The following is a 24,426-nucleotide window of genomic DNA, read 5'->3' as shown; positions in this document are numbered from 1 at the left end:
ACGCGTTAAGTGGCCTGCTGCTCGGCGTGCGCCTGGTCGACGATGCCCAGGATGTCGGTTTCCCGCATGATGACGAGATCCTCGCCGTCGAGTTTGATCTCGTTGCCGCTCCATTTGCCGTACAGAACCCGGTCGCCGGCGGTGAGCTCGGGCCGATGCAGGGCGCCATCGTCTCCCCGGATCCCGGGGCCGACGGCCAGCACCTCTCCCTCGACGGGTTTTTCCTTCGCGGAGTCCGGGATGATGATGCCGCCGGGGGATTTCGCCTCCTGTTCGACGGGGCGGATCAGGACGCGATCCTGCAAGGGGCGCAATGTCATCGAGGGTCTCCTAGACCGGGGTGCGTTGGCACTCTCATGTCTGGAGTGCCAATCTGCTTTCCGTAGGTGGGGACCCGAAGCCTCGGATACGACGTATATATTTTCGCAGCGCGCCGGCGGCACTCGTTTCCGCGCCCGCTCCCGTCTGCCCCATTCGGGCGACGGTCGATAAGGATACGGCGCCGTGGGCCGGCCCCCGACGATCTCCGCATCAGCCCGGCGCTCACTCTCGCGGCTCGCCATCAAGCTTAAGAACTTAAAAAAAGTCGTTTTATGGATTATAAATAAAAATCATGCCGCCATTGTGAGAATACAAAATCGATCCTATATTACAGGTGTTGGTTTTTAAAAAATACACAAAACATGGAAAATAAAATCATGTCTTTCAAAGATTTCGCAAAGAAAACGTCCGGTATGACGAAACCGGATTTGCCGGAGCTGGAAAGCTCGAAGCCGGCTGCCGCTGCCCCCAAGGACAAAGGCATTGCCGGGCCGCCGAACAAGGCTGCGCCCCAGGCCTGACCGGTTCTGCCGGTCTGGAGGCACCGCAAGGGATGGTCACCGCCGGTGTGCCTCCGCTAAACGCCCTCGACCTTGCGGGCTGTTCGAAACATTTGGCCTGACCGGGCTTGGGGGTTCCCACGCCCGGTCAGGTGTCCGCTCCCTTCAGCCGGGAGCGCTGGACGGGTATGGAAGCTTGCGAGCCGCCCACTCCGGAAACACCATGAATGAGGTGTGGCCAGCCCTGCTCGGGTAAGTAAGGCTTGATGGGGCGTCAGCCGGAAGTCCAGACCAAGGGCCAGATACTCCATGGACCGTCTACAAGCGCTTCAGCTCTTCGCCCGTGTTGTCGAGCGGGGAACGATCTCGGCGGCCGGCCGCTCGCTCGGATTGTCGAAGACGGTGGCCTCCAAACGCCTTCAGGATCTGGAGGCCGACCTGAACATCAGTCTGCTCAACCGGACCACGCGCCACGTTTCCGCGACCGAGGCGGGTCAGGCGCTCTATGACCGGATCGTCCCGATGATCCGGGACATGGATGCGATCATCGAGCAGATAACCGAGAATTCGGAGACGCCGTCGGGCGTGCTGCGCATCCTCGCCCGTCGGTCCTTCGGGATGCTGCATGTCGTGCCCACATTGCCTGCCTTCCGCACGGCGTATCCCGAGGTCTCGGTCGACCTGCATCTGACCGAAACCGTGGAGATTGCGCCGTCGCATGGCGTCGATATCGCCATCCGCCTGGGGCAGCCGTCGGAGAAGTCCCTCAGCTGGCAGCGTCTGACGACCGACCGGCGTATGCTCTGCGCCAGCCCGGACTACTTTCGCCAGAATGGGACGCCCGCCAGCCTCGGCGACGTGGATCGCCACAACTGCCTCGCCTATGGCCAGGAGGCGGAACCGGCGGTCTGGGTGTCCGAGCATCTCGGCCAGCGCCAGGACGTCGTCGTCTCAGGGTCTCTGCGCTCCAACAGCGGTGAAGTTCTGCGCCAGGCGGCCCTGGATGGCCTGGGCCTCACGCTCCTGCCAGAATGGATGGTTGCCTGGGACGTGGCCGCCGGGCGCCTGCAGACGTGTCTCGACCAATTGCGGCTGTATCCCGCCGGCTATGGTGCGGAGATCTATGCCGTCTATCGGCGCGACCCCCGGCTGCCGCGGAAGGTCGAGGCTTTTCTCGGCCATCTCCAGCGGCATCTGGGTACCCACCTGGACTGATTTTCCGGAAAATCGGGAAAGTGTTTCCTGCATTCTCCCGCTTTTGCGTGGGGGCGCGATGCTGCACCGTTGTGTCAGCAAAGAAGTCCAACCAAGTGGGGAACGCCATGATCGCCGCCAAACGGTTGCATCCGCTCTTCGCGGCCGAGATCACCGACCTCGCCGTGTCGGCGCCGATCCCGGACGCTGTCTTCAGCGACATCGAGGCCGCCTTCCGCCGCCATTCGGTGCTGGTCTTCCGCGACCAGCCGATCACCGACGACCAGCAGATCGCTTTCAGCGAGCGCTTCGGGGCCTTGGAAACCACGAAGGTCGGCACCGCGGGAGCGGGCGGCAAGCTGATCGTGCTGTCCAACATGGATGAAGGCGGCGCCGTCGTGCCGGCGAGCGACCGGCAGGTTCTGAATAACCGAGCCAACCGTCTTTGGCACGCCGACAGCTCCTTCAAGGCGGTGCCGGCCAAGGCGTCGATGCTGTCCGCCCGGCTGATCCCGTCCAAGGGCGGGGACACCGAGTACATCAGCATGCGGGCGGTCTATGCGGCGCTGCCCGGCCGGTTGAAGCAGGCGGTGGAGAACAAGGTCGTGATCCATGACTACGCCTATTCCCGCTCCAAGATCGACCCGGCCCTGGTGACCGACGCGGAGCGCGCGGCGGTGCCGCCGGTCCGCCAGGCGATGGTGATCGACCACGGAGCCGATCTCGGCAGGTCGCTGTATCTCGGCGCCCATGCGGCGCGGATCGAGGGCATGGCGGAGGATGAGGGGAGGGCGCTGATCGACGAGCTGATGGCGTTCGCCACGCAGGAACGGTTCGTCTATGCGCACAAGTGGCAGCCCCACGACCTGATCCTTTGGGACAACCGGGCCGTCATCCATCGGGCGACACCGTTCGAGAGCGCGACCGAAAAGCGCCTGATGGTGCGAACGACCATCGCCGGGGACGCACCGACGCTGGTCGCCGCCGCATGATCGAGGCCGCCGACTATGTGATCGTGGGGGCCGGAACGGCCGGCTGCGTTCTGGCCAACCGGCTGAGTGCCGATCCGACCGTCCGCGTGCTTCTGCTGGAGGCGGGCGGCAGCGACCGTCATCCCTATGTCCAGGCGCCGGTCGGGTTTCTGAAGACGTTTCAGGATCCGCGGTTCAACTGGTGCTATTCGACGGCGCCCGGACAGGGCGTGGACGGCCGGTCGATCTTCTTTCCGCGCGGCCGCGTTCTCGGCGGGTCGAGCTCGATCAACGGCCATCTATATGTCCGAGGCCAGGCGCGGGACTTCGACACCTGGGCGCAGCTCGGCAATCGAGGCTGGGCCTATGAGGATATTCTGCCCTATTTCCGCCGGGCGGAGGATCGCTCCACCGGCAGCGACTCCTATCATGGCGCCGGCGGCCCGCAGCACGTCTCCGACATCCACGAGCGGCACCCGATCTGCGAGGCCTTCATCGACGGGGCCGAATCCCTCGGGCTGGCGCGTAACCCCGACTATAACGGCGCGCGTCAGGAGGGTGTGGCGTATTACCAGCGCACGATCCGCGACGGCAGGCGCCATAGCGCGGCGAGCGGCTTCCTGCACCCGGTGCGCAACCGGCCGAACCTCGAGGTCGTCACCCAAGCTCACGTGGAGCGCGTGGTCTTCGACGGGCGGCGGGCGGTCGGCGTGCGCTATCGCCGGTATGGGCAATCGCAGACCGCGACGGCGGCGCGGGAGGTCATCCTGGCGGCCGGCGCCATCGGCAGCCCGGTATTGCTGCAGGTCTCCGGCGTCGGCGACCCGGAGCACCTGCGCGGGATCGGCGTCGACGTCGTCCATCCGCTGCCGGCGGTCGGCCAGGGCCTCCAGGATCACTATGCCGTCCGGGTCGTGCACCGGGTCACGCGGCCGATCACGCTGAACGAGCGCGCCCGCGGCCCGCGTCTGCTTTGGGAGATCGGGCGGTGGCTGGCGGCGGGCAAGGGCCTGCTGGCCTTCAGCCCGGCCCATGTGGGCGCCTTCGTGCGATCGTCCGACGACCTTGAAGAACCCGATCTTCAGTTCGTGTTCACCCCGGCGAGCTACTCGGACGGCGTGATCGGGCAGTTGCAGCGCGAACCGGGCATGACCATCGGGGTGTGGCAGATGCGCCCGCACAGCACCGGGCATGTCCGCGCGCTTTCTTCGGACACCGATGACGCGCCGGAAATCCAGCCGAACTATCTGACGGACCCGGCCGATCAACGGGCCGTCGTCCAGGGGCTGCAGTGGTGCCGAAAGCTGCTGTCGAGTGAGGCTCTCGCCCCGTATCGCGGGCCGGAGACCCTTCCCGGACCGGACAGTCGCACCGACGCCGACCTGCTGGCCTATGCCCGGGCGAAGGGGGCGACCGTCTATCACGCCGTCAGCACCTGCCGGATGGGCACCGACGCCGGGGCGGTGGTCGACCCGACCCTGAAGGTCGGCGGCGTCGATAGGCTTCGTGTGGTGGATGCGTCGGTGATGCCGACGATGGTCTCGGCCAACACGAACGCCGCCACGATGATGATCGCCGAGAAGGCGTCCGATCTGATTCTAGGAAAGGCGGCGCCGTAACGGACAACCAGGCCAGGGCGCTCAACGCGTTCAGGGCCGCGGGCGCAGGGCGGTCCGGTCGTTGGCCGGCTCCTGGTCGTTCTGGCCGGCATGCGAGGTGCGATCCGGAATATTGAGCCTCCACCACCCTCAGGTCGCCGACGCGAACACGGTCGCCGATCTGCAGGCCCGCAGGATATACATAAGATTCCGCGGGGATGCTTCGGGTATCGCCCCATTGCGACAATTCGGACGACGAGATCGACCAGTTAGTCGCCGACTTGGTCCGCACCGACCGAGGCTCGGCTTTGGCCGGCACCGCATATCGCGCGATGTGACGAGAACTGGTCTAATCGAGTCGACCTACCGAGGGGGGCCGATCGTTTGAGCGTGCGCAATCTAGAGAAACCGGAAACACCGGAGGACCCCGACTTTGCCCAGCGCCTGCGGCGGCGCCTCGTCGCGGTCGCACCGGGTTGGTGGCTCGTGATCTCGGCACTGACGATCACCACCTTCCTCTGGGCCATGGGCCGGAGTGCCATGGCCATGCCCGGGCCGTTCCGTTCCTGGTTGGATCCGAGTCTCCTGATTTCCGCTTGGTCGATCACTCTTTTCGCTCTTCTTCTCCTCGCAAACACCCGATCACGGAAGATCGAACCGTTTTTCGGCGGGCTGGACCGGGCCGTCCGTCTGCACCGACAACTCGGACCGATCACCGTCGGTTTGGTGCTGGTTCACGTGGTTCTCTATGTTCCACCGCAGTTGGGCTTCGGCGGGTCGCTCGCGGACTTGTTCATTCCCTTCCACTCGCCGCGCGGCGCCGAAGGATTCAATGCTCTCATCCTCTGGCTGGTCATCGGCTGGACGGCCCTCGCCTACACCAAGCGCCTGCGCTACGAGCGCTGGCTCGCCCTGCATGGCCTTTTCGGACCGATCTTCATCCTGACCTCGGCGCATGCTTTGGCGGCAGGCCCGACGATCAACGCCTACGAACCGTTGCGTTTCTGGATGTGGCTTCTGGTGTTGGTCGGGACCGGCGCCTGGCTCTACAGGGTCGTCCTCTATCGCTGGATCGCGCCCCGGTTCAGGTATTCGGTCCAGCGGGTGGAGCGGACATCGGAGACTTCGGTGGATGTGATGATGCGCCCGAAGTCCCGGCGGATGATCTACGAGCCGGGGACCTTCGTCTTCATCAATCGGCCCGATCGGGACCGACGGGAACTGCATCCCTTCTCGATCTCTTCCTCACCCGCGGAGAGGGACCTGCGGGTATCGGTACAGATGGTCGGCGATTTTACCCGTGACCTGCTCAGTCTGAATCCCGGGGATCCGATCGAGGTATTCGGACCTTTTGGCGGGTTCACGCCCCATCGGTATGCCGGCTACCGCCGTCTCCTCTGTGTCGGCTCCGGAATCGGGATCACACCCTTTCTGAGCATGCTCCGCTTTGAAATCGTCAACAACGACTTCCGCCGGATCTGGCTCTATTACATCGTGAAGGACGAGACAAGCGCGCCCTATGACGCCGAAATCCAGGAAGCGGTGCCGAAAGCCGATTCCTATATCGACTACGACCTCTGGCAGACGGCCGAACGCGGCCGTCCGACGGCCAAGGAACTGTTGGAAGCCACACAATCCCTTGACGGGGTCGCCGTGATGCTCTGCGGCCGTCCAGAATTCATTCGCGACATGACCCGGCAATTTCGAGAGGCAGGCATTCCTGCCGAAAGGATTATCGCCGAGGACTTCTACTTCCATTGAGGGGGCCGTACTCTGGATAACAGGGCCCTGCGAGGCTTTCTGTTACCGCAGGATGCGGTCGGACCGGACCGTCCTTTCTACAGCAATAGGAAATCCCCCGCGGTCAGGCCAGCCGGCGCCACGCCGACCAGGGTGACGCTGTTGCCCGACCCGAGATCGAGCACCGCATTTCCGGCGGAGTCGGTGGCGGTGCGCGCCAGCAGATCGTCCGCGGTCGCGATGCCGCTGCCGTTCATATTGGCCGCGACGGCGATCACGTCGCCCTCCGCACCCGGGCCGCCCACGCCAGAGAAGTCGTAGATCGCATCGGCGCCGCTGTCCGCAGTGAAGACGAACCGGTCCGCCCCCAGGTTCCCGAACAGGGCATCGTCGCCCTGTCCGCCGTAGAGCGTGTCGGCCTCCTGCCCGCCGTACAGGGTGTCGACGCCGAGATTGCCGTAGATCAGGTCCGCGCCGCGATTGCCGTAGACGATGTCCGCATCCTGTCCGCCGAACAGGGTGTCCGCGTTCTGGCCGCCGAACAGGGTGTCGCTGCCCTGATTGCCGTACATCAGGTCGTCCGCCTGGTTGCCGTAGATCAGGTCGGCCCCGGCCCCGCCGGACAGCGTATCGTTGCCGGCCCTTCCGCAGAGCGTGTCGTTTCCGGCCAGGGCGGAGATGGTGCCGGCGCCGTTGCCGCCGGTCAGGCTGTCGTCGCCCGACGTTCCGACGAGGCTGTCGCTTCCGCCGCCGCTACCGCTACCGCTGCCGCTGCCGGAGCTTTCCGGGGCGGGTGTGATATCGGTCAGGGTGACATCGTTGCCGTCCCCGGCCGTATAGCTGATCCGGAAGCTGCGCCCGCCCGAGACGAAGCTGCCGCCCTCGGCCAGACCGCTGAAGGTGCCGGTGACCGCATCGGCCCCGTCATTGTCGATCAGGGTGAAGACGTTGCCGTTCGCCGATGTGAAGCCGAAGCTGGTGGACAGCGTAGCGCCGTTGATCGTCACCGTTCCGGTGACGACAACCTGGTCGTACCCGGTTCCGGCCGTCGTGCCGTTGATCTCCATGCTGGCGGTCGAGCCGCTGGCGAGTATCAGGTTGCCGGTGGAGATCGTGCCGGGGCTGTTGCCGGGGGCGATGGTGCCGCCGCTCGCGACCGTGACCGGCGTGTTGTAGGTACTGGTCCCGCCCAGGGTCACGCCGGAGGCGACGGTGAAGGTGCCGGTGCCGTTGATCGTCCCGGAGAAGGCGCTGAGGCCCGCATTGGACAGGGTGATGGCCCCGGCGCCGACATTGACGGTTCCCGAGCCGCTGAGCGAACCGATGGTCTCGGTCGTGCCGTCGAGATCCAGCGTGGCGCCGGAGGCGACGGTCACCGTGCCGGTATCGGACAGGGCGTTGCCGCCGGACAGTTTCAGGGTTCCGGCGGAAACCACGGTCGCGCCGGAATGGGTGTTGGTGCCGGACAGGGTCACGGTATTCGCCCCGGTCTTGGTCAGAGTCCCCGATCCGGACATGACACCTGAGAAGGTGACGTCCGCCGTTGTCGAGATGGTTCCGCTGGAGGAGCCCAGCACGATATCGCGGCTGATCGTCGTGGCCGAGGTGACTTCCAGCGTGCCGCCGTTCAGGGTGACCGTACTGCCCAAGCCAGTATCGGCAGAAACCGAAAGCGTTCCCTCAGTGATTGTGGGGTCCATTTGAGAGCTGTGCCCAGATAAGGTGAGCTTTCCGCTGCCTGTTTTTGAAAAATTCGCAGATCCAATCGATATAGATAAATTTCCCGACAGAGAAATATTATTCGATCCGGTGTCTATAATTGTAGATATGCCATCCTCAATTATAGTATCAAATGAATATGTTTGAGATCCAGAAAATTTAAGCGTAGAATTGCTGCTATCTATATAAAGTCTATCATTCGTACTGAATCCGGTGCCGAGTTGCAGCGTTCCGGTTCCCTGGATAATGGCTGCCCCGGTGACTGTCCCGTTCAACACCAGGGTTCCGGAGCTTACAGTGGCCGAATTTGGTCCAACGATATTGGAGTCGACCGTCAGTACGTTGCCTGCCCCGATATCGGCCTTAAAGCCTGAATCTGTGGTATCGATCGCAGCGCCATCGATGGTCAGGTTCGTGGTCGACCCGCCATAGGTCCAGGTGATGGTTGAACCGGGATTGGGCGGGGTGATCGCGGAGTCCAGGGTGATGGTGCCGGACAGGTCCACGAAAGTGTACGTCGCGTTGGTAGACTGCGCCGCGAGCCCGAGGGTCCCGGTACCGGTGTCGCCTGCGGTGCTGGTGATATCGACCAGCAGTCCCGGCCAGGTGTCGTGTACGCAACCGAAGGCGCTTGCCGTGATGGACGGGCCCGGCCGCGCCGGACCGGCGGCGACGTCGAAGCGCCAGTCGCCGCCCCGCACTGCTGAGCCCGTCGGGGTCGAGGAGGCCAGCACGCGGGCGCCGGTCGCACGCGCCAGGTCCCGGACCAGCGCTCGTCCGGCCGCACCGCGCCCGGCGGAACAGCCGTAGAGCACGATGGTCGCATCCGGCGCCAGGGAGCGGCGCCAGCGCCGCCCCCGCGCGGCCAGCGCCCGGGCGTCCAGTGTCTCCCCGCCGATTGTCAGGCGCCCCGGCGCGCCATGACTGACGATGTGAAGCGCCTTGACCGGCCGATCCGTGCCGGCCAGGGCCGCTGCGATCGGATCCCCCCGGGTTGATGCCGAAAGCCGGACAATGACGGCCTCCGGATCGGCCCCGGCCACCAGGAGGTCCGGCCGTGGCGTCGCCGCGTCGATGACGGCCAGTACACGCTGTGCGGACGAAAGGGAAACCGCAGGAGCGATGGCGCCACAGCTCCGGGAGACGTTGGGGGACATCGCAGATCCTTGTTTGGCTGGATTTTCTTGAGCGGTTGCTCATGTGCCGGCGCCATCCCCGGCCGCTCTGCCGCATCATTCGCTTCGAGCCGGTCCATGGCTGCGCCTGCCGAGGGGCAAGCTGCGGCAGGTGAGGACGCAACGGGTACTTTAAATCAGGAGGTTGCTGCAGGAGGTTGGAATGGTTGGAAGTTCCAAAAATGATAAATACAGCGACGTCGATTTTATTTATAGTTTTATCAAAATATTGAACAAGTTCTGTATAATGATTAGCGGTTATTTAAAGCCCAGGCGTGATGCAGCCATGCGGAACAAGAATGTGATGATTTAATATTGTTTGTTGGCGCCGAAGCCGCCGTTCACGGTATGGTCGGCCGGACATTACCAATACGATTTCCAAATTTTCCAAAGGAAGTTTCTGTTGAGCGGTTCCGACCGTGGCGAAGGCGCTGCGCACAGATTTGCCGACAAGCTCCGTCTGATCATGCGGCTGACCGGTTGCGAGACCCAAAAAGCGCTGTACACGCGATTGAAGGCCTCGAACCCGGATACGAGCTATGATCCTGTACGGGCCTATAAATGGATTCAGGGACGTGCGAGCCCGCGGAACCATTCTGTCTATGACGACCTCGCCAGGCTGCTCGGACCCACTGTCACCGGCGAGGAGCTGCGGACCTGCAGTTATGAGGCTTTCTGCAGCCTGCTCGCCGAGCTTTATGGCGACCAGATGCCGGATCTTCCCCTATCCCCCTCGAGACAACCCGAGGAGAGACCGGTTTATCCGGCCGGTCAGCTTCCGGACTATCTCGCCGGACGGTATCTGTCGATCTCGCGGGCCTGGTCTCCGCACTGGCCCGGAATGATGATCTGTGGCGTGTCCACCCTGTCTCAGGACGGCGGTGCGGGAGAGTGGGGGCTCGAGTATGCCGAACATCTGCCCTGGGATACGTTGACCCTTTCCGGACAGGTACAGAGAGTCGGCCGGAACATGATCGCCCCTCTGGTCGATATGGATGTCGAGATGGCCATCACGTTCACCTACGTGATCCCGCCCGCTCCCGCGGCCGTGCTTGCCGGTATCATGAGCGGGGTCACCCTGAGCGACACCGAAATGCGGCCCATCGCCTGCCGTGTCCTCAGCCTTCGACTGCCGGAGGGCGTCGCATCTCCGGACGGTATGAGCGGCTATTTCGACGCGTCGTCGGACGAGGTTGAGCGTCGCCTGTCGTGTTGCGGGATGACGGCCGAGCAGGCGGCGGGCCTTGCCCCCGACATTCTGGATTTTCTGCTCGCCTCCGGCGACCGCGGTGTGATCGAGGCGTCGATTGCGAGCCTCAACACCATGATCGGGAAGAGTCTCGCCCGCTAGAAGACAGCCTACGGGCATCCTCGCTGGGCATGGCGACGGAGCTCGGACCGGGAATGTTGGATCCCTCTGGCGGTCCCCTCAATGTTCGCGCTCAGGGGCCCGCCCAGGCTCTGACGCCTTCTGCCGTCCATTCGATTGTGATCTGGCGGACGGCAGCAGGCCGGTTCGGCCGCTTGAGCCGATGGTTACGACGGCAGTTCCTGCATGACCATCGGTGCCGGATAGTACTGGAAGCCCTCGCCCCGTTTGGCGATATGGCCGATGCCGGGCCATGGGAAATGGTAGGCGATCATCGGCAACCGGTCGGTGGCCAGCATGTCGAGCACCTTGTATCGGGTCTGGGCCGACTGCTTCGGGTCGGTGTCATAGGCGAATTCCATCAGAGGCTTCTCCAGCAGGAGCACGTGATGGTGCGTGGTGTCGCCGATCGCCGCCATGGTCTCGCCCTCGGAGGTGATCAGGAAGATCATGTGGCCGATGGTGTGGCCCGGTGCGGTCATGGCCTGGATGCCGGGTAGGAACTCCTCGCCATCCTTGATGAAGATGATGCGGTCCCGGTTCGGCAGCAGGTTCTGGCGCGCGCCCTCGACGAACGCCTTCATGTAGCCGGGTTCGGTCATCGACAGCTTGGCTTCGTCGGTCCAGAACTCGAAATCGGCCTGCGAAATGTAGATCTGCGCATTGGGGAAATTGCGCTCGCCGCGGCTGGTCATGATGCCCCAGACATGGTCGCAATGGGCATGGGTGCAGACCACCGCATCGATCGCCGCCGGGTCGATGCCCGCGGCCTTCAGATTGGCCATCATCTTTCCGGGGGTGGGGCCAAAAATCGGAGACTCGCCCATGCCCGTATCGAAGAGCACCAGCTTGGACCCGGTATTCAGCACCAGGATATTCTGTTCGAGCACGACGCTGGTCGGATCCAGGAAGTTGCTGGTGAGCATCGACCCGACCTCTTCCTTGGTCGTCCCCAGGAAGCTGGCGGACGGCTCGCCCAGCGGCAGCACGCCGTCGGAGACGACGGTGCCCTGCATCGAGCCGTGCTTGAAGCGGTAGAAATACGGGGCCTGGTCGGCGGCCATCGGTGCGGCAGCCCGTGCCGGCCTGCTCTTCGCTGCGATAAGGGTCGATCCTGTCAGAGCGGCGGCTCCGACCAAAGCTTGACGGCGGGTGAGTGTAAGATCGCGCATAACGTCTTCTCCCTAATGTCATTCCCAGGGACGGTGGGATCGGCCCTCCGCGGTTGCGGAGAGTGCAGGCCCTCCGTCTCCGGGTGCTTGTTGCTCCAGCTTTCGTGGAGTGACCGCCATGGTATTACGTTTTTCACGGGATGTGAGTGCCTAGAAAGCGTTGCGAAGCCGGCGGTAAACCGGCCCCACTCAAACAGTCAGACCATGCACAACCGACTGAAATATGAAGATTTAATGAGCCCGCCCATGGCGATTGAGCGGGATATCTCAAATTAAGCCTGCGGGATTTTACGGCATGAGTACTGCGCGCACCTTCACTGCATCAGCAACGCAATGGAGGATGACAAGATGCCGGCCGACTACCATCCCCCCCAAATCCTGAACGAATAGAGTGCGTGCGAACTGCTCGGCTACTCCGTCCGCACGCTCCAGAAATGGCGTGCCGTCGGGGGAGGCCCGGAGTTCGCCAAGGCTGCCGTGCACTCGGCCCGCCAGCGGGGTCATGACCTTCTCCACTGCACCGACGAGCGGACCGTCACAATCAATCGATGCCCGGTCTCAACCAAAAGCCGGAGGAAACTCAGGGCTCAGGTCAAAGGCATTCGCCAGAGGAGAGCCGACTTCGCATGTTCATGGTTTGGTCTGTTTAGCGAGGTTTGACGAACCAACCTTGAGGCCCCCCTGGAAGCCCCACTAGGTTAGTTAAATTTTAATCTATTATATTTAATTTTTGATTGGTTATCGTCCAACCGCCGACAAGGAGACGAAGGCTTGATGGATAAGGCCATGCGTTTTCTGATTATCGACGATGAGCCAGATTTTGCCGAGTTCGTCGGCGACGCCCTCGATGCCCTTGGGTACGAGGCCGATATCTGTACCGACGCGACCGATATCGGAAGCGTATACTCGTCCAAGCATGCGCTCATCCTGCTCGATCTGTTCATGCCAGGCCTGGACGGGATCGAGGTTCTGCGGTTCCTGCACGACAACAATTCGCACGTGTCTCTCATCTTCATGAGCGGCAAAGACGCATCGGTTCTATATTCGGCCAAGGAACTGGCAACCGAGTGGAAGTTTCCTGTCCTCGGAACCCTGCAGAAGCCGTTCAGCATCGGCGAGCTCGACGCGGTCCTCAGCCATTTCAAGCCGCCGCAGACCGATAGTGCGCGGGCCGCGGCCCAGGACTTCACGGCGGAGGACATAGACACTGCGATCAGGGAGGAGCAGTTCACGCTCGCCTATCAGCCGCAGATCAGGCTATCGGACCATTCGGTCTGCGGCGTCGAGGCCCTGATCCGCTGGGTACGCCCCGACAAAGGCTTTACCAGCCCCGGCGACTTCATCCCCTTCGCCGAGCAGCATGGCCTGATTGACGGCATCAACTATCTGGTCGCCAGGACTGCCATCGAGCAGTTGGGAAGATGGAACCGGGACGGCCACCGGTTCACCGTTTCGATCAACCTGTCTCCCGCTTCGATCGCAGACCTCGATCTCCCGGAAAAACTGACGGCGCTGACGCGGCACAATGGCGTCGATACGTCCGATGTGATCGTGGAAGTGACGGAAACGGCCGTCATGTCGGATGCCGGCAGATACATGGACATCCTGACCCGACTGCGCATGAAGGGTTTCGGTTTGGCGATCGATGACTTCGGCACCGGCTATTCGTCGCTGCAGCAACTGGTTCGACTTCCTTTCACGGAACTGAAGATCGACCAGACGTTCATCTCTCACATCTGCGAAGATTCGGAATGTGAGACAATTGCAACGATGGCAACCGAACTTGCCCACCGTCTGGGCCTGACGGTCGTGGCTGAGGGTGTCGAGGATCAGGCGTCCATGGATCTGATCAAGGCGATCGGCTGCGATGAACTCCAGGGCTTCCATTGCGCAAGACCGATGCCGCCGGACCAGCTTCAGACATGGTTGGCCGAGAGCGGCTTTGGAACCCGCCACGGCAGCGCGTGAGGTACGGAGGTCGGTCGATTGTCGGGCTATATCCTGATCATTGACGACGATGTCGACTTCGCGGAGTTCGTCGAAGAGGGGGTGACACTGGCCGGTTACACACCGCTGGTCGCCACGTCGGCTGAGCAGGCCCTGACGTTCATAACCAGCAAGCAGATCCACGGCGTCATAACCGACATCGTCATGCCGGACATGGACGGAATCGAGTTTCTTCAGGAAATTGCCGCGCGCAACGCGAACATACCCGTCGTTCTGATGAGCGGCTTCCAGGCAGACTACCTTCGCATTGCCGAGTCGATCGGGCGAGGACGCGGACTGCATGTCGTGGGCATCCTGGTCAAGCCGGCTTCCCTCGATGCCGTCATTTCCAAGACCCGTGCGCTTGCAGAAGCGCGCCCCGCACAATGCTGAACTCCGATCCAATGGCGGCATCCAGATCCCCGGTCACCCTGAACCCTTCGGAAAGTGACCTTAAAGATAGAAGAAGGATCCAATGATGCTGGATCATGAGATATGTACAAATATTCTGCTTTACTCTGACCTTCAGGTCTTCATTGCGAATACACAGGGGAAAATACTGGATGCCAATCCGGCGGCATGCAGAGCTCTAGGATATTCTAATGAAGAAATAAAAAAGCTTTATGTTTACGAAATCGATGCAAATCATTCGGAAGCTCAGTGGCATCATTCTCTAGAGCAGTTACGTGTGCGAAAGACCGCACACTTCATTTCCAAGCATATCGATAAAGACGGAAACATAATTGATGTTGACGTCAATACTACATTGATTATCTCAAATCAGAAAGAGATAATCTGCGGAATCGTTAGTGACATTTCTGAAAAGATGAGACTTGAAGAAGAACTGAATATATCACGGAGAACCTATCAGACCGCCATCAATACGACCGATCTGGGCTTCTGGGTCGTCAATGGTGAGGCCGATATCATCCAGACGAATTCAGCATACTGTAAGTTATCCGGATATTCTTCCGATGAAATGACTTCTATGAAGGTATCTGATCTGGATGACCTTGAAGAGGAGCGTGAAGTTCGCCGTAAAATCGATCTCATAATGAATACCGGATACGCCCGCTTCCGGACGGTTCATCGTAAGAAGGAAGGCGGAAAACTACCCGTTGAGGTCGTGATCTCATATTCAGATCAGTTTCCGGATCGATTTTTCGTTTTCATTCAAGATATTTCGGAAAAAATCGAGCAAGAACACAGGTTGGAGGAAGCAGTTCGGGCAGGAAATTCCTACCGAAAGCAGCTCGATATGGCATTGAATTCCATTAATGAAGGATTTGCCCTGTTCGACAAAGATGACCGACTGGTTCTATGCAACAACGTCTATAGGGATTTTTACAACTCAAGGGGCGAAGTGATCGTAGTGGGGCGCACACTTACGGAGATCAACAGAAGAGCCGTTGAACTGGGTCTCTTTCCCGAAGCCCGAGGCCGCGAAGAAGAATGGCTGGCCGACCGCACGCGCAAGCATCTCGAATGCCAGGTCGTCGAGCAGGAGATCGCCAACGGTCGATGGCTCAAGATCTCGGAGCAGAGAACACAGGACGGAGGGATTGTCGGGGTTCGGACCGACATCACCGACCTCAAGAACCGTGAGAAATCTCTGCGGGAAAGTGAGCAGCGGTTCAAGGACTTCACAGATACCGCCTCCGATTGGATCTGGGAGACCGACGTCGATCACCGCTTCTCATACACGGAGAACGGCCACCGGGCTCCGGAGAATTTCGCGCAGAGCCTCATCTATATGAAGACCCGCGAAGAGGTGGCGGCCGAAGATACGAACTCGCCCAAATGGGTCGAGCATCGGCGGCTTTTGGCCGATCGCAAGCCGTTTCGGGACTTCCGCTACTGGACGATCGCCCCGAACAACACGCAGAGACTGATCGCGGTTTCGGGTAATCCTGTGTTCAACGAGCTTAATGAGTTTCAGGGTTACCGTGGGACCGGCGCCGATGTGACCGACGAGCATCTGACCCTTGAGAAACTGAACGATGCCGAAGCCATGCTCCGGCGGATGTTCGAGAACGTCACCATCGGCCTCATCCATGCCGACGCCACGGGAAAGATTATCGATTTCAACGCGGCCGCTGAGAAGATCTTCGGGTATTCCGCACAGGAGGCGATCGGTTGCAATGTCTCGATGCTGGTAAACGATCACGACCGCGTCCGGCACGATTCATACATGAAACGCTACCTTGATACCGGCGACGCCAAGATCATTGGCATCGGGCGCGAGACCTTCGGCAAGCGCAAGGACGGGACAAGCGTCAGGATAAACCTGGGTATTGCGGAGATCCCCTCCGGTGATGAGCGTCATTTCATCGCGTCGATGCTCGACGTGACCAACGAGAGAGCGCTAGAGGCCAAGCTCCGCCAATCCCAGAAGATGGACGCGATCGGCCAGATGGTCGGAGGGGTTGCGCATGATTTCAACAACCTACTGGGAATCATCAGCGGCAACCTGGAGCTGGTGCAGCGCAAGCTGGAGCCCGAAAGCAAACTGGAACGCCAGATCGGCAAGGCCCTCACCGCCGCGGGCCGCGGGGCCAACCTCACGCGCCGGCTGCTCAATTTCTCCCGACAGATGCCTTCTGAGGCTGCTGCCATCGACGTCAACGAAACGATCACCGAACTGCACGACCTGATCCAGAAGTCGCTCACGGAGACCGTCAAGGTCCATCTGCGCCTTGAAGAAGACCTCCCCGACGCGAACGCCGAAAGGGGGGACTTTGAGGACGCGATCACAAATCTCTGCATCAACGCGCGGGATGCGATGCCGGAGGGTGGCCAGATCATCATCGAGACCGGACTGATCGAGGTTCCCGCACAGCCGTCGCCCCAGTTCAAAGGCCTAAGGCCGGGTCGATACATCGAGATCGATATTTCCGATACCGGGACCGGGATGTCCGCGGATGTCGCTGCCCATATCTTTGAGCCGTTCTTCTCCACCAAGGAGCAAGGGCGGGGAACGGGCCTCGGTCTGTCGATGGTCTACGGATTTGCCAAACGCTCGAATGGCTCGGTCTCCGTCTATTCCGAGCAGGGGATTGGCACCACGTTCAAGCTGTTCCTCCCGGTCGCTACGGCCGACGGCGTTTCGAGCTCGAACAGTGCAGCGGCGCCGGCGGCGGCCGACGAGGACTATTCAGGAAACGAGTCGATCCTGATTGTCGATGACGAGCAGGAACTCGCGGATATCGCGGTCACGATCCTCTCAGAGCTCGGATATCGAACGGCCGTCGCCCACAATGCCGAAGAGGCGCTTGCTATCCTGCGTAGCGACTGGGACATCGACCTTCTATTTACCGATGTCATCATGCCCGGCGGCATCGACGGATTTGCGCTCGCCAAAAGGGCCAGACAGATGCGGCCGGAACTCGAGATCTGCCTCGCATCCGGCTTCACCGGTGCGTCGATCAACACACGCGTTAATAGCGAAGAGGAATATCTGCTCCTCAAGAAGCCCTACACGAACGCTGACCTGGCAACCACGGTCAGACGTCTGCTGGATGCCCGTACTCTGTCGAAGTGAGGATGAAAGTTCAGGGTAGCTCACAGCGATCACTAGCCGCGATACCCCGTCGACCTAGTGTCCAAGGTTGTGCGACTCGCGGCTATAGAAACCGACGCTACCGTCCATGGGAAATGTCGACTGAAATCAAGAACCGATCTGCTAGACGGTACCCACTCCGTCGGGAACGTGGGCGGTGATGTGCTGCCAGCGATGTCATCTGCCCCGAGCGGGGACCGCGGTTCGGTGAGCTGCTCCGAGGCACCAACCACGAGGTTCTCCGAATGAGTACCAGGCCCCCAGGCCCGCCCGCGAACGCCATGGCCGGCATCGAAGTCGAGGACCTTATTGTCAATGCCGCCCGTAATTTCCCCAGAAGCGCCGAAGTAAATTTCCCCAGTTTCGCCGGTCAGGTTGTCGCGGTGATGTGGTCGTTTTTGGGCGGCCGTCCCCTTGGCCGTCGTAGCGGTGCTGGGGTCGGCGGTGTGATGGTAGCCTTGGAGCGGACGTGCTCGGGCATGAGGTCGGCGTGCTGGCGCAACCGGTAGCTGGAGCCTTCGATCTGGATGACCAGAGCATGATGCAGCAGGCGGTCGAGGAGTGCGGTGGCGACGACCGGGTCTCCGAACACCTCGCCCCATTCGGCAAAGCCGCGGTTGGAGGTCAGGACCATCGCACCACGCTCGTATCGGGCGTTGACCAGCTGGAAGAACAGGTTGCCACCCCCAGGAACGACGGGCAGGTAGCCGATCTCGTCAACGATCAGCAGAGCCGGTCGACAGAAGAAGCGTATGCGTTCCGTCAGCCGTCCCTCGCGCTCGGCGCGGGCGAGTTGCCCGAGCAGGTCGGCGAGTGTGCAAAAGTAGACACTGCGCCCTGCCTTCACCGCCTCGACGCCGAGGGCGATGGCCAGATGGCTCTTGCCGGTGCCGGGCGGGCCGAGGAAGTGGACGACCTCGCAGCGACCGATAAAGCCGAGTTGTGCGAGGGTGAGGATACGATCGCGGTCGAGCGACGGCTGGAAGGAGAAGTCGAACCCTGAGAGCGTCTTGATGGTCGCCAGTCGGCCCATGCGCAGGGCCGTCTTGATGCGGCTGTTCTCGCGCAGGGTCAGTTCCTCGGCGAGCAGCATGTCGATGGCCTCCAGAGCACCGATCTCCCCGTGCTCGAGGCGGCGCACGACCTGATCGAGGGCTTCCAGGGCGCGTGGCATTTTCAGACCGACCAGATCGTGGCGGATCCGCTCCAGGGTCGACGGGGTCAGATCACCTGGAGCGCTCATGACCGGCACTCCCGGGCAAGACGGCGAGCGACAGCGTCGTAGAACTCCAGGGAGCGCTGAGCGACCACGTCGCCGGTTCGGCTGACGACCACATCTCCGTCGGCTCCACGTCTTCGTCCTGTGGAGCCCCCTCCTTTTCGGTGTCCAGGAGCCACCCGGCGCTGGTGGCGGCCTTCCAGGACCGGATGGGTCGCGATCAACGTGCCGTCCTCGAAGATCCTGATCTCCTGGGCGAGCGTGTGCACCTCGACCGTGCGCCGCCGGGTGGCATCCGGAACGCTGTAGAAGTTGCCACCGACGCTTACCATCCCTTCCCGGGAGATCCGTCGCTCCAGACGTAGTACGGAGCGGAACGGCGCCAGAGGCAGAACCAGCAGGTGCGGCTTCTCCTCGGCGAACGCCTCGTTCACGACCCGCCGGGTTGTGGCATGCACCCTGGGATTGGCGACACTGTCCAGCCAGCGCCGCAGCTGCTCGTTCAGATCGTCCAGGTTGCGGAACGAACGGGCCAAGAAGAAGTCCTCGCGGATGTATCGGAACGGCCGCTCGACCTTGCCCTTGGTCTTGGCCCGGTAGGGCTGGCACGCGCGCGGGTGGAAGCCATAGTGGCGGGCCAGATCCACAAGGGCCCTGTTGTAGACGATGCCGCGCGGCTCCCCGTCAGCAGCTTCGCCGATCACCGCCGTCTTCATGCGGTCGTAGAGAAGCTCGCGTGGCACGCCGCCGATCGCGTCGAAGGCGGCGACGTGGCAGCGCAGCACTGTCGCTAGGTCCTGATGGGCGACGAACCGTGCCCAGATCAGGCGGCTATGCCCCAGGACCAGCGAGAACAGCCACACGATCCGCGGCTGTTCCGGCTCATCGGTGAACACCACCTGGAACTGAGCAAAGTCGACCTGTCCTTGCTGACCGGGAGGTGTCTCGAAGCGGATCTCATAACCCGGTGTCGGCGCGGGACGGATATCACGCAGATAATCCGTCACCGCCGTATAGCCGCCGCTATAGCCGAGGTCCCGCAATTCTCGCAGCAGCCGGGCGCCGGTCAGGCCAGGCCACGTCATCACGCGTTCGCGCAGATAGGGGGTGTACGGATCCAGCAGACGTGACCGTGGCCTGCGTGGGCCATAGCTCGGTGGCTCCAGGCCGCGCTCGATGTAGCGACGAACGGTCTTGCGGTCGAACCCGCTCTCCCGTGCGATCGCCGATATAGACAGCCCCTGCCGATGCAGTTCCAAGATCATGAGCATCTCTCCCAGTTTGATCACCGCCGAACTCCTCTCGCCGACCGAGAGGAGCATCGGCAACTCGCCGCCGCCGGTCATCCGGGGCGCGCCCCGGATGACCGGCGACACGCCAACTGGGGAATTTTCAAACGGCGGTTCTGGGGAGATTCACTCCGGTATCAACACCTTATTGTCGGGAAGCTCATAAAGCAGTTCGATTCCCGCCTTCGCCTGGACTCAATCGACGACAACGTCCGCACCACGCTCAAGCTCTTCTGCCCGATCATCGATGAGCATATGCCGTCGATGATCGCCGAGTTCTACCAGCACATGACCAGCTTCCCGCAGACCAGCCGGTTCTTCGTCGACCGCGATGTAAACTACCTGAAGGCTCGGCAGAGCGCTCATTGGCGGATGCTCTTCGCCGCCGACTTCTCCCCGGCCTATATCCGTGGTGCGGTGCGGGTAGGCCTAGTGCACCACTACATCGGCCTGCCGCTGTACCTGTATCTCTCCGGCTATAACCGCATCCTCTGCGAACTCGCCTCCCTGGCAATCACCCACCACGCCGGCGCCATGGCGTCGACCAATGTCGTCTCGTCAATTATCAAGGTCGTCTCGCTCGACATGGACATCGCGATATCGTGCTACTTCCTGGCCGATCATCTCGACCTGAAGACTAAGAACGGGACCCGCGGGGTGTTCGACCTCAGTGACTGACCGGGCCGCACTGGCCGCCGGAGGCATTGCTCGCCCGCTCGATATTGGGTTTCCGCGTAGGCGGTCGGCCGCACGATCGAGAATGTCAGGCCGGATCCGGTCAGCTCCGCCTCGAAGGCAAGCTTGGCCTTCTGGAACGCCAACGGTAGTCGCTGTACACAGATTGCCGTCAGCAGGACCATGTGCGTTATGCCTGACCTGCGCGCGACATCGAGCGCCTGGGACTGTGCCGCGTAGTCAATGGCCCAGGCGTCCCCCGGGGCGTTTTCCGACTAAATTTCAGCCGGTATCCAACCAGCTGCGTCGACCACCATCCCTGTGCAAGCCTGAGTGGCGCAGGATTGGCGCGTCACGGGTTTCGGAGGGTGGTGTCGGAACAACAAAAAGCCGCCAAGCGGATGCTTTGGCGGCGATATGTTTGGTTGCGGGGGCAGGATTTGAACCTGCGACCTTCAGGTTATGAGTCACAATAATCACAATATCCTCACTTGCGCTCCACTACGCTCAATTCGCCTTAATATACTGTAATTACTATTTTTTTCAAGATATCTCTTGCCCATCACCTACTCCCGCATTACCCTGAATTTGCTCTCTTCTGTTACCTATATGTTACCTGCGCAAACCCATCAGGTTGGATTCAGGATCGCATCAGGAAGCACCCAGAGACTGAAAGTTTAAGCCTGTTACCTGCGGGGAGGTGTTGCCTATGCCGAAACTGACGAAACGCTTCGTGGATCAGGTCGAGCCAGAAACCAAAGACGTGACCTATTGGGACGACGAGTTGCGCGGCTTCGGCCTGCGCGTCTGGCCATCCGGTCGCAAAGTCTACATCGCCACCACCCGTGTGAAGGGGCGGCTGCGCAAGGTGACCATCGGCCCGCACGGTCCGACGACACCTGAAAAGGCGCGGGTGAAGGCGCATCAGATCATCTCCGAAGCCAAGGCGGGCAACGATCCGGTCAAGGAGATGGATCTGACCCGCAAATCGCCGACCATGAAGGAGTTGGGCGAACGGTTCCTCAAGGACTATGTGGCGGTGCGCTGCAAACCAACGACGCAGTATGAATACCGGCGTTCGGTCGAGTTGTTCATCAACCCCAAGATCGGCACGCGAAAAGCCAGCGACATCGAGCGCAAGGACATCGCCGAGTTGCATCACAATATGCGGGAAGTCCCCTACCAGGCGAACCGAACGCTGGGCGTGCTGTCCAAGATGTTCAATCTCGCCGAGGTCTGGGGGCTACGGCCCGACCACTCCAACCCCTGTCTGCATGTGAAGAAGTTTCCCGAGCAGAAGCGCGAGCGCTTCCTGTCGCCAGAAGAGTATGCAGCGCTGGGTAAAACCTTGAACGAAATTGAAATCGATGGCTCGGAAACCAGATCGGCGATCAACGCCATCCGCTTGCTGATGCTCACCGGCTGCCGCTTGGGCGAGATCATGACGCTGAAATGGGACCACGTGGACATGCGCGCGCGAGAGTTCCGCCTGCCCGATTCCAAAACTGGCGCGAAGATTGTGCATTTTGGCGACGCAGTCGCGAAGATACTCAAGGAGATCGAGCGGATCGAAGGCAATCCCTGGGTGATCACCGGCAAGCTCGAAGGTGCCCGCCTGACAGACCTGCAACACCCCTGGCGGCGCATTCGCGTGCGGGCCGGACTGCCCGACCTTCGCATCCACGACCTACGCCATTCCTACGCCAGTGGCGCACTGGCGCTGGGCGAAGGCCTGCCAATGATCGGCAAACTGCTTGGCCACACCCAGGTCCAGACCACCGCCCGCTACGCCCACCTCGCCAACGATCCGGTCAAAGCCGCCGCTGGCAAGATCTCCGACGCCATCGGCAAGGTAATCATGAGCGCGGGGGCATAGCCCCCCCTTCTATGCGGGAAATACGTGCGTTCCTCACCGCAAAAAGTCGCGACTGAAAAGGGGCATAGCCCCATGGTTATCTAGGGAACAAATATATAGCCATGCTTTATATTTTATTATAATTGTGAAACATGCTTCTTGACTTCGCTCTGCAAAAAGCGCAAATATACAGCATGACTTTAGATCGATACGGACTTCTGAAACAGGTTCTGACGCGCGCCCAACCGGGTCAGCCGCTGACGGCGGCTTGGCTCACTGAACAGGGCGTGTCGGCGCAGTTGGCGTATCATTATGTTCAAGCCGGTTGGCTCACGCGGCTTGGGCATGGCTGGTTCCTGCGCACCGGGGATGAGCCGGAATTGCGGCTTTCGCTCGCGGCCCTGCCCGGCACCTTCCATGTTGGGGGCAAGACTGCGCTCGCCTGGCACGGCTATCAACATAACCTCGCCCATAGGCCGGATACGGAGCTTTTCACGGAAAGCCCGTTGCGCCTGCCGGACTGGATGCAGGCGCGCTTTTCGCTCACCGTGCGGCGGCGGCATCTCTTTGACGATCCGAACCTCGGTATAGCCCCCTGGCACGACCTGCCCGTCCTGTGCGTTGCGGAGCCAGAGCGCGCCGTTCTGGAAATGCTGTGGGGCGTTCCGCAGCATCAATCCGAGGAAGATGCCGCCCATCTCGTCGAAAGCCTCTTCGGCCTCCGCGCCCCGCTGATGCAGCCGTTGCTAGAATCCTGCCGCAGCGTCAAGGCGGTGCGGCTTTTCCTGGCGCTGGCCGGACGGGCCACCCTGCCCGTTCTGGATGAACTCGATCTCACCCACGTCCACACAGGATCGGCAACGCCATACGTGCGACGCCATGCGTCCGGCACGATAAGGATATGAACATGGACCAACGCTATCGGGAGACCGTGCAGCTACTGCTTGATGTCGCGCCCTTCATCTTTCGAGGCACGGAATTCGCGATGAAGGGCGGCACCGCCATCAATCTCTTTCACCGCGACATGCCCCGGCTCTCGGTCGATATCGACGTGGTCTATGTCCACGCCAATCAGCCGCGTGAGGAGGCGCTGAACGCCATATCCAAAGCGCTGAACAGGGCGGCAACCGATCTGGAACAGCGCGGCTTTTCCGTCCGGCGGCAGGCGGCAACCGGCATGGGCGATATCAAGCTCTTCGTGCGCCGCGGCCTTCCCGAGGTCAAAGTCGAAGTCAACCCGGTCGGGCGTGGCACGCTTCACCCCGTGCGCCCAGCCGAACTCTGCGCGCTGGCAGCAGACGAATTCAAACGCGCTATCAAACTACCGATCCTGGCACCAGCGGAACTCTATGGCGGCAAGCTCGTCGCCGCGATGGACCGCCAGCATCCGCGCGATTGGTTCGACTGCCTGCTGCTGCGGCAGAATGAGGGGCTTACCTCGGAAATGCGGCAGGCTTTCGTCGCCTATGTCGCCGGCCATAATCGTCCCATCAACGAAATCCTGACGCCAAACCCGCAACCGCTTGAGACCACCTATCGCAATGATTTCGTCGGCATGACGCGAGAGGACGTCAGCCTTGAGATGTTGGAAGAAACAAGGGACTGGCTGTTCAGGGAGTTGCCGGTAAGCCTGACGAGGGATGAGCGGGATTTCCTTCTCAGCCTGAAAGCGGGCGAACCCGACTGGCAATTGCTGCCATTTCCCACCCTCAAGGACATGCCAGCGGTGAAATGGAAGCTCCAGAACATTCGCAAACTCAAACAATCCAACCCGCGCAAACATGCCACGCTCTTGGCAACACTGGAGGAGAAGTTGAGACGGTGAGGATAGCGCGTGCCAAACGCCCACACGTCGCCGTAGAAGCGATCAGGAAGACAGGCATGCCGAAAGCAAAACCGATTGCGCATGCGTCTCAGGCCGCACCAATGCGGGTATTGCCGACGAGGAAACGGAAGGTCGGAGCGTTATTGCCGTCGCGGTCATCGTTCAGGACAAGGCGGATCTTTGCGTCAATCGTGAGGATGCGGATGGAACCTGTCCAACCAAAGCTATTGGACAAAGTGAAAGTGCCAATTTGCATGGG

The 24,426-nt window shown here is 61.3% G+C and carries 20 protein-coding genes and 1 pseudogene; 13 read left to right on the top strand and 8 right to left on the bottom strand.

What is annotated here, in order from left to right:
• Positions 1–5: 5 nt before the first annotated feature.
• The gene (locus T8K17_RS07025) at positions 6–320 is read right to left on the bottom strand and encodes a co-chaperone GroES (RefSeq protein WP_322333780.1); all 315 of its coding nucleotides are present in this window, start codon (positions 318–320) and stop codon (positions 6–8) included.
• A gap of 363 nt (positions 321–683) precedes the next feature.
• Between T8K17_RS07025 and T8K17_RS07020 the strand changes: the two genes are divergently transcribed.
• The 5 genes from T8K17_RS07020 to T8K17_RS07000 all read left to right on the top strand — a co-directional run bounded on the left by T8K17_RS07020 (position 684) and on the right by T8K17_RS07000 (position 6,345).
• Positions 684–842: a hypothetical protein gene (locus tag T8K17_RS07020; RefSeq protein ID WP_322333779.1), complete on the top strand. Its 159-nt coding sequence runs from the start codon at positions 684–686 to the stop codon at positions 840–842.
• 288 nt (positions 843–1,130) lie between these two features.
• The gene (locus tag T8K17_RS07015) at positions 1,131–2,036 is read left to right on the top strand and encodes a LysR family transcriptional regulator (protein WP_322333778.1); all 906 of its coding nucleotides are present in this window, start codon (positions 1,131–1,133) and stop codon (positions 2,034–2,036) included.
• 107 nt (positions 2,037–2,143) lie between these two features.
• Positions 2,144–3,007 (top strand): TauD/TfdA family dioxygenase, encoded by an 864-nt coding sequence (locus T8K17_RS07010; RefSeq protein WP_322333777.1) that lies wholly within the window; start codon positions 2,144–2,146, stop codon positions 3,005–3,007.
• Entirely contained in the window at positions 3,004–4,605 is a 1,602-nt protein-coding gene (locus tag T8K17_RS07005; RefSeq protein ID WP_322333776.1) for a GMC family oxidoreductase, read from the top strand. The genes T8K17_RS07010 and T8K17_RS07005 overlap by 4 nt, the downstream gene beginning before the upstream one ends.
• Positions 4,606–4,974: 369 nt before the next feature.
• Positions 4,975–6,345, top strand: a complete 1,371-nt coding sequence (locus T8K17_RS07000) for a ferric reductase-like transmembrane domain-containing protein (RefSeq protein ID WP_322334938.1) — start codon at positions 4,975–4,977, stop codon at positions 6,343–6,345.
• A gap of 77 nt (positions 6,346–6,422) precedes the next feature.
• Here the strand turns inward: T8K17_RS07000 and T8K17_RS06995 are convergent, their stop codons facing one another.
• Positions 6,423–7,973: an autotransporter-associated beta strand repeat-containing protein gene (locus T8K17_RS06995; protein ID WP_322333775.1), complete on the bottom strand. Its 1,551-nt coding sequence runs from the start codon at positions 7,971–7,973 to the stop codon at positions 6,423–6,425.
• 732 nt (positions 7,974–8,705) lie between these two features.
• A pseudogene (locus T8K17_RS26280) lies at positions 8,706–9,200 on the bottom strand (DUF4347 domain-containing protein); the annotation flags it as partial.
• Between the two features lie 421 nt (positions 9,201–9,621).
• Here T8K17_RS26280 and T8K17_RS06990 point away from each other — a divergent pair.
• The gene (locus T8K17_RS06990) at positions 9,622–10,569 is read left to right on the top strand and encodes a hypothetical protein (RefSeq protein WP_322333774.1); all 948 of its coding nucleotides are present in this window, start codon (positions 9,622–9,624) and stop codon (positions 10,567–10,569) included.
• Positions 10,570–10,754: 185 nt separating this feature from the next.
• Here T8K17_RS06990 and T8K17_RS06985 read toward each other — a convergent pair whose 3' ends face one another.
• Together T8K17_RS06985 and T8K17_RS06980 are read right to left on the bottom strand one after the other, a co-directional pair.
• Positions 10,755–11,651, bottom strand: coding sequence for an MBL fold metallo-hydrolase (locus T8K17_RS06985; RefSeq protein WP_322333773.1), 897 nt, complete (start codon positions 11,649–11,651; stop codon positions 10,755–10,757).
• Between the two features lie 396 nt (positions 11,652–12,047).
• Positions 12,048–12,263: a hypothetical protein gene (locus T8K17_RS06980; RefSeq protein WP_322333772.1), complete on the bottom strand. Its 216-nt coding sequence runs from the start codon at positions 12,261–12,263 to the stop codon at positions 12,048–12,050.
• A 270-nt stretch (positions 12,264–12,533) separates the two neighbouring features.
• On the opposite strand from T8K17_RS06980, the gene T8K17_RS06975 reads away from it, so the two are divergent.
• The 3 genes from T8K17_RS06975 (at position 12,534) to T8K17_RS06965 (ending at position 17,286) form a co-directional block, all read left to right on the top strand.
• Positions 12,534–13,727, top strand: a complete 1,194-nt coding sequence (locus T8K17_RS06975) for an EAL domain-containing response regulator (protein ID WP_322333771.1) — start codon at positions 12,534–12,536, stop codon at positions 13,725–13,727.
• Between the two features lie 18 nt (positions 13,728–13,745).
• Positions 13,746–14,138 (top strand): response regulator, encoded by a 393-nt coding sequence (locus T8K17_RS06970; protein WP_322333770.1) that lies wholly within the window; start codon positions 13,746–13,748, stop codon positions 14,136–14,138.
• Positions 14,139–14,223: 85 nt separating this feature from the next.
• A complete protein-coding gene (locus T8K17_RS06965; RefSeq protein WP_322333769.1) occupies positions 14,224–17,286 on the top strand; it encodes a PAS domain S-box protein in 3,063 nt (1,020 codons plus the stop codon).
• A 388-nt stretch (positions 17,287–17,674) separates the two neighbouring features.
• Here the strand turns inward: T8K17_RS06965 and istB are convergent, their stop codons facing one another.
• On the bottom strand, positions 17,675–18,547 hold the full coding sequence (gene istB, locus T8K17_RS06960) for an IS21-like element helper ATPase IstB (RefSeq protein ID WP_028793182.1): 873 nt from the start codon (positions 18,545–18,547) through the stop codon (positions 17,675–17,677).
• Complete coding sequence (gene istA / locus T8K17_RS06955; RefSeq protein WP_028793183.1) at positions 18,544–19,812, bottom strand: IS21 family transposase; 1,269 nt, start codon at positions 19,810–19,812, stop codon at positions 18,544–18,546. The genes istB and istA overlap by 4 nt, the downstream gene beginning before the upstream one ends.
• Between istA and T8K17_RS06950 the strand changes: the two genes are divergently transcribed.
• The 4 genes from T8K17_RS06950 (at position 19,771) to T8K17_RS06935 (ending at position 24,167) form a co-directional block, all read left to right on the top strand.
• On the top strand, positions 19,771–20,490 hold the full coding sequence (locus T8K17_RS06950; protein ID WP_322333768.1) for a protoglobin domain-containing protein: 720 nt from the start codon (positions 19,771–19,773) through the stop codon (positions 20,488–20,490). The genes istA and T8K17_RS06950 overlap by 42 nt on opposite strands.
• 706 nt (positions 20,491–21,196) lie before the next feature.
• Entirely contained in the window at positions 21,197–22,363 is a 1,167-nt protein-coding gene (locus tag T8K17_RS06945) for a tyrosine-type recombinase/integrase (protein ID WP_322333767.1), read from the top strand.
• A 131-nt stretch (positions 22,364–22,494) separates the two neighbouring features.
• Positions 22,495–23,247, top strand: a complete 753-nt coding sequence (locus tag T8K17_RS06940; RefSeq protein ID WP_322333766.1) for a type IV toxin-antitoxin system AbiEi family antitoxin domain-containing protein — start codon at positions 22,495–22,497, stop codon at positions 23,245–23,247.
• A 2-nt stretch (positions 23,248–23,249) separates the two neighbouring features.
• A complete protein-coding gene (locus tag T8K17_RS06935; protein WP_322333765.1) occupies positions 23,250–24,167 on the top strand; it encodes a nucleotidyl transferase AbiEii/AbiGii toxin family protein in 918 nt (305 codons plus the stop codon).
• Between the two features lie 88 nt (positions 24,168–24,255).
• On the opposite strand, the gene T8K17_RS06930 is transcribed toward T8K17_RS06935, so the two are convergent.
• Positions 24,256–24,423, bottom strand: coding sequence for a DUF736 family protein (locus tag T8K17_RS06930; protein WP_322333764.1), 168 nt, complete (start codon positions 24,421–24,423; stop codon positions 24,256–24,258).
• Positions 24,424–24,426: the final 3 nt, after the last annotated feature.

The organism is Thalassobaculum sp. OXR-137, assembly GCF_034377285.1.
GTDB lineage: Bacteria > Pseudomonadota > Alphaproteobacteria > Thalassobaculales > Thalassobaculaceae > Thalassobaculum.
This window is presented reverse-complemented; position numbering and strand designations above follow the sequence as displayed.